General features: G+C 71.1%; 6 protein-coding genes. 3 read left to right on the top strand and 3 right to left on the bottom strand.

The window, feature by feature from the left end:
* On the top strand, nucleotides 1–379 hold a 379-nt coding region (gene msrA / locus NS184_RS05680), incomplete at its 5' end, for a peptide-methionine (S)-S-oxide reductase MsrA (protein ID WP_058725170.1).
* A gap of 87 nt (nucleotides 380–466) precedes the next feature.
* Here msrA and NS184_RS05685 read toward each other — a convergent pair.
* The gene (locus tag NS184_RS05685) at nucleotides 467–1,468 is read right to left on the bottom strand and encodes an aldo/keto reductase (RefSeq protein ID WP_058725171.1); all 1,002 of its coding nucleotides are present in this window, start codon (nucleotides 1,466–1,468) and stop codon (nucleotides 467–469) included.
* A gap of 60 nt (nucleotides 1,469–1,528) precedes the next feature.
* The gene (locus NS184_RS05690) at nucleotides 1,529–2,257 is read right to left on the bottom strand and encodes a GAF and ANTAR domain-containing protein (RefSeq protein ID WP_058725172.1); all 729 of its coding nucleotides are present in this window, start codon (nucleotides 2,255–2,257) and stop codon (nucleotides 1,529–1,531) included.
* A 387-nt stretch (nucleotides 2,258–2,644) separates the two neighbouring features.
* Between NS184_RS05690 and NS184_RS05695 the strand changes: the two genes are divergently transcribed.
* Nucleotides 2,645–3,604 carry an AraC family transcriptional regulator gene (locus tag NS184_RS05695; RefSeq protein ID WP_058725173.1) on the top strand — a complete coding sequence of 320 codons (960 nt, stop codon included), beginning with the start codon at nucleotides 2,645–2,647 and terminating at the stop codon, nucleotides 3,602–3,604.
* 8 nt (nucleotides 3,605–3,612) lie between these two features.
* Here the strand turns inward: NS184_RS05695 and NS184_RS05700 are convergent, their stop codons facing one another.
* Nucleotides 3,613–4,128: a MarR family winged helix-turn-helix transcriptional regulator gene (locus NS184_RS05700; RefSeq protein ID WP_058725174.1), complete on the bottom strand. Its 516-nt coding sequence runs from the start codon at nucleotides 4,126–4,128 to the stop codon at nucleotides 3,613–3,615.
* A 128-nt stretch (nucleotides 4,129–4,256) separates the two neighbouring features.
* Between NS184_RS05700 and NS184_RS05705 the strand changes: the two genes are divergently transcribed.
* On the top strand, nucleotides 4,257–4,513 hold a 257-nt coding region (locus tag NS184_RS05705), incomplete at its 3' end, for a hypothetical protein (protein ID WP_058725175.1).

Below are 4,513 nucleotides of genomic sequence, written 5' to 3' on the forward strand. Positions count from 1 at the left end.
CGACCACGCCGAGGCCGTCGAGATCGTGTTCGACCCGTCGCAGATCTCGTACCGCGACCTGCTCGAGTTCTTCTTCCAGATCCACGACCCGTCGACGAGGGACCGCCAGGGCAACGACGTCGGCCGCAGCTACCGCTCCGCGATCTTCTTCACCACGGACGAGCAGCGCCAGGTCGCGCTCGACACCATCGCGGACGTCGACGCGTCGGGCATCTGGCCGGGCAGGGTCGTCACCGAGGTCGAGCCCGCGGGCGACTTCTGGGAGGCCGAGGAGGAGCACCAGGACTACCTCGAGAAGCACCCGCACGGGTACACGTGCCACTTCGTGCGGCCGGGTTGGAAGCTCCCGCACCGCGACGAGGCGACCGCCACGGCGTGAGCGGACCCGTTCGACGGCGTGACTGCATGACGGACTGGAGGCGCGGTGCCAGCTGGCACCGCGCCTCCAGTCCGTCCCTGGCCGGCGTCAGCCGCGCGGCACCAGTCGGTCGACGGCCGTCAGCTCCTCGTCCGTGAGCGGCGCGCCGTCGAGCGCCGCGAGCGTGTCGTCCAGCTGCCCGACGCTCGACGCACCGACGAGCGCGGACGTGACAGCCGGCTGCCGGAGCACCCACGTGATCGCGAGCTGTGCGAGCGACTGCCCGCGCGCCGCCGCGATGTCGTTCAGCGCCCGCGCCGTCCGCAGGTAGTCGTCGTCGATCCGGTCGGCGCCGAACCAGCGCCCCTCGGCGGCACGCGACCCGACCGGCACCGACCCGTCGAGGTAGCGGTCCGTCAGGAGCCCGCCGGCGAGCGGCGAGAACACGATCGCCCCCGTGCCGATCCGGGTCAGCTCGTCGAAGAGCCCGCCCTCGGGGGTCCGGTCGAACATGCTGTAGCGCGGCTGGTGGATGAGCAGGTGGACGCCCTCCGCGGCGAGCGCCTCCGACGCGGCTCGGGTCTGCTCGGGGTCGTGGTTGGAGATGCCGGCGTACAGCGCCTTGCCGGAACGGACCGCGGTGACGAGCGCGCTGACGGTCTCCTCGATCGGTGTCGAGGGATCCGGGCGGTGCGAGTAGAAGACGTCGACGTACTCGAGGCCGAGGCGGGTCAGCGACTGGTCGAGCGAGGCGAGCATGTACTTGCGCGAGCCCCAGTTGCCGTACGGACCGGGCCACATGTCGTACCCCGCCTTGGTCGACACGACGAGCTCGTCACGGTACGGGCGGAGGTCGCCGGCGAGGACCCGGCCGAACTGCTCCTCGGCCGCGCCGGCCGGCGGCCCGTAGTTGTTCGCCAGGTCGAAGTGGATGATCCCGCGGTCGAACGCGTGCAGCAGGATGTCGCGCTGCGTCGTCAGGGGGCGGTCGGTCCCGAAGTTGTTCCAGAGCCCGAGGGAGATCCGCGGCAGGAGCAGGCCGCTCCTCCCCACGCGCTCGTAGGGGAGCTGCTCGTAGCGGTCGTCGGCGGGACGGTGGACATCGTGCATCGTTGCTCGATCCGGATCGGGAGGCAGGAGTGGGGAGCGGCCGTCGGGCCGCCCTCGACGCTACCGCGGGACGACGGTCGGGACGGGTACCTCGCGCTGGACGATGGCGCGTGCGGTGTCCGCGAGGAGCCGCTGCTCCGAGCGCGCGTACGAGCGGAGCACGGCGAACGCCGTGTCCATGTCGACATCGAGCGTGTGCGCGATGAACCCCTTCGCCTGCTCGATCACGATCCGGCTGTGCAGTGCCTGCTGGAGCTGCCGTTCGACGCGCGCGGCGGAGTCCGCGGTCCGCTGCTGCAGGATGCCGATCGTCGCGACGTTGGTGAGCGCCTGCACCGCCGAGGCGTCCGCGTCGTCCAGTCCACCCGGAGCAGAACGGAAGAGGTTCATCGAGCCGAGGGCGGTGCCGGCGACCCGCAGCGGGATCGAGTGCACCGACGCGAACCCGACCCGGTCTGCCGCCGCCGCGAAGCGCGGCCAGCGCCGGTGCATGGAGGCGAGGTCGTCCGCCCGCACCACCGCGCCGTCGACGTGGGCCTCGATGCAGGGACCCTCGCCGTCCTCGAGCTGCAGGAACCCGACGAAGGAACTCCGCTCGTTCGTCGAGACGGCGAGCTCGAGTTCGCCGCGCGGGTCGAGCAGCATGATCGCCGCGGCATCGACGTCGAAGATGGCCATGACGTCGTCGACCAGCGACTGGAGGAGCTCGACGACGTCGTACTCCTCCACGATCGTCGCCGCGGCATCCGCGAAGGCGTCGAGCAACAGTGCATCCCGGTTCTCAGCCATCGTGAGGCGCCTCTTCCTGGGACGGAGGCGTCCACGTCTCGATCGTAGGGGCCATCGACTGTCCGACCGCACAGGAACCGTCCGCCTGCGCAGGGTGGGTGCATCAGCATCTGACGCACTTACGGTGCTTGCCACGGGCAGTCCCGGTGTCGTAGCGTGACCACCAGTCGCCCCGGACCCTGGCAACTGCTTCGATGCACGACGTTCGAGCCAGTCAGGGATGGTCATGATGACGGACGACACCAGCCGCGAGACGACGCCCGAGTCGCCTCCGCGCACACCGGACACCAGCACACCGGAGACCAGCACGCCGAGACCGGCGGGCGAGGCGCCGAGGCGGGCGGACCGGGCGCCCGAACCGACGTACGACGACTTCCTCCGCGCGCCGTGAGCGAGGCGACCACGCGCAGTGCCGTCCGGCTCGATGCCGCCGGCAGCTCCCCGCACGGCGTCGTCGACGAGGTCGGCGCACTGTACGACGGACGCGGCTGGAGCGCCCGCCCGACCGAGCTGCCCTTCACCTACCGGTACACCGCGATCGGTGACACCGACGTGACCCTGCGGCGCTCACGGATCACCGGGTGGATCCGGGGCGCGATCAGTCCCGGGGACGAGTACATCGTCCAGTGGCTCACCGCGGGGCGCGGCGTCCCCGACGTCGTGCTCGACCGGGTCCCGCTCGCCGTGGGCCAGCCGATGCTCTTCCCGTCGAACCGCGACTTCACCTTCGAGTACGAGGACTACGACCAGCGGTTGGTGCACCTGTCACGATCGCTCGTGCACGAGGTCGCCGCCGAACGCTTCCAGGTGATGCCCGTCGCCGACCTCCGCCCGGACCACCTCAGCGCGCTCGACCCGATCGCCGTCCGGCGGTTCCAGGAACAGACCGCGCTCCTCTCGCGAGAGCTCCACAACGGAGTCGGAACGCTCCTCTGGCAGACCCTCACGCGTGAGACCGCTGCCGCGTTCCTGGCGATGTACCCGCCGCGGGTGCCGACGATGCCCCGGGAGGTGCTCGCACCCCGGGCGTTCCGCCTCCGCGTCGCGGTCGAGTACATGCACGAGCACGCGTCGGCACCGGTGCGCGTGTCGGACGTCGCCGCGGCCGCCGGTCTCAGCGTCCGTTCCCTCCAGGAGGGCTTCATGCGGGTGCTCGGGTGCTCGCCGATGCAGTACCTGCTGCGCATCCGCCTCGAGTGCGTCCGGTCGGACCTGCTCATCGCGGATCCCGGGGTGGTGAGCGTCCGGGAGGTCGCCCGGCGGTGGGGGTTCTCGCACCTCGGCCGGTTCGCTGGCTCCTACGCGGCGGAGTTCGGGGAGTACCCGCGCGACACCATCCGGCGCTGACGCGGGGTTCAGTCCACGGTCCGGAGGGCCCGCGCCGTCCGCAGCGCGGCAGCCAGGCGGTTCGCGAACCGCCCGACGACCTCGGCCTCCGCATCGGTCAGCTCGTCGATCACCGCGATCACCGGGTCCTGGACGTGGCGGTACGCCCGGGCCAGCTCGGCCCGCGCCGTGTCCGTGGGCACGACCGCGAGCGCACGGCGGTCGGTCGGGTTCGGGACGCGCTCCACCAGACCGGCACGTGCCAGGCGGTCCACCAGCTTGGTCACACCGGCGGTGGTCAGTCGGAGTGCGCCCGAGAGCATCGTGGGGCTGAGGGAACGTCCTTCGACGTCCGCACGGACGACGTGCTGCAGCGCCAGGGCCTCCGTGGAACGCAACTGCAGTGTCTGCAACGCGAGTTCGTCGGACTCGTGCGCACTGTCGCTGAGCGCCTGGAGACCGTCGAGTGCCTCGGCCCCGGCCGTCGTGCTCGGCCGGGTCGTGACCTGCTGCTCGCGCCCTCGTCGTTCCCCGTCGTCTGCCATGTCGGACCTCCGCTCCCCGTGTCCCGATGCTAACCGCGCACTCTGGACCGTCCTGGGGACGTAGTCAACCGAGGACGATGAACGTCTCCTGCAACGGGCCGCACCCTGTGGCCTCGAGGAGGAGCACCATGTCGAACACGGCACACACCCCCGCACGACACGACACCGTCGTCCGACGCACCTGGAACGAGACCAAGTCCGCCTTCAAGACCACGGAGTTCTGGGTCTGGCTCGTCGTCTCCGCGGCGATCCTCATCGCGTCTGCGGTGGTCGACGACGCGGACGCCGGCCACAGCGGCTTCGGTGCCGACCAGGCGTGGTCCTACGTCGCGCTCGTGACCGTGGCCTACTTCCTCAGCCGCGGCATCGCGAAGGCGGGCGTCCG

The sequence above is a fragment of the Curtobacterium luteum genome, from assembly GCF_001475545.1.
GTDB lineage: Bacteria > Actinomycetota > Actinomycetes > Actinomycetales > Microbacteriaceae > Curtobacterium > Curtobacterium luteum_A.